This window comes from Streptococcus sp. SCPM-O-B-15294 (M123), assembly GCF_058200455.1.
The window spans coordinates 1-1247 of the sequence record NZ_JBYQGU010000028.1 but is presented as its reverse complement, the minus strand read 5'-3'; the positions used below and the strand labels follow the sequence as shown (position 1 = coordinate 1247).

Below are 1247 nucleotides of genomic sequence, written 5' to 3'. Positions count from 1 at the left end.
GGCACTGCACCCCAATAATGGGACAAGAGAAAAACCCTCTTATGCGACCAGTTTTCTGTAATCTACAGGAGACTGGTCATTTAATCTCTGTTGAATTCTAGTTTCATTATAAAATATGATGTAATTTTTAACAATATCTGTTATACTATCTTTAGTTAAGTTTCTCCAATTATGGAGATAGAAGGTTTCAGACTTTAGGACGGAATGAAACCATTCGATACAGGCATTATCTGCTGGTGTTCCTTTTCGGGACATAGAGCGGGTGATGCCTTTTTCTGTACAAGCCTGATAGTAGGCTTTTGAGGTGTAGACAGATCCCTGGTCGCTGTGTAAAAGTGCTCCTTGAGGTAGCTCAAGTTGATGAAGTGTGTCGAGCACAAAGTCCGTATCTTGGCACTCGGAGATGGTATAAGCTACTATTTCACGATTATAGAGATCCATGATCGAAGATAGATAAAGTCTACAGTTTCCAAAGTAGAGGTAGGTGATGTCTGTGACAAGCTTCTCCATAGGCTTGTCTGCCTGAAAATCACGATCCAGCTTATTGTCTGTTACATGGTAAGGCTTCCCTAATTTAGGTCCCTTCTTGGGACGGACACGGCAAAGGCAGCCCTTTTCCTTCATGATACGATAGACCTTCTTGCGATTAACGACGAGGTTATAAACTTTCTTTAGTAAGCGAGTGATGGTTCGATAGCCGTAAATAAAGCGATTTGCCATACAGAGTTGTTCGATTTTATCTGCTATCTCGTCTCTTTTCTGAGAATTCTTACACTCCTGTTTCCAGCGATAAAAGGTGGAGCGTTTGACGCCGAAACACTCTAAAATAATAGATACAGGGCACGTTTTCTTATACTCTTCCGCTAGCTTGATAAGACTTACTTTTTCGATTTTCTTACCAAGCTCTGATACTTTTTTAGTAATTCTACCTGCAAACGTAACTGTTCTACTTCAGATAATTGTTTCATTCCTTTACCATAAGTATATTGTTTCCCCACAGGTTGGTGGAAACGGTACAATTCATCATTCAGATACCAACGCCACCAGGTCTTGACCTGACTAGCATTTTTGATACCGAGGGTATCCATGATAACCTTATTTGATTTACCTGCCTTCTTCATTTCGATACAGGCTAGCTTAGTTTCTACCGAATATGCTTTTTTGACCATAACAAAACACTCCTGTTTCTAGTTTACCAGATTTCAACAGGAGTGTTTTCTTGTGTCTCATTTTATGGGTGCAGTGCC

The 1247-nt window shown here is 40.2% G+C and carries 1 protein-coding gene; it reads right to left on the bottom strand.

The genetic code is table 11. The features are described from left to right. Nucleotides 1-39: 39 nt before the first annotated feature. A protein-coding gene (locus AC3E8G_RS10200) for an IS3 family transposase (protein WP_490677649.1) occupies nucleotides 40-1169 on the bottom strand; the annotation gives its coding sequence in 2 pieces (ribosomal slippage) (nucleotides 40-905 and nucleotides 905-1169; 1131 coding nt in all). Nucleotides 1170-1247 lie beyond the last annotated feature (78 nt).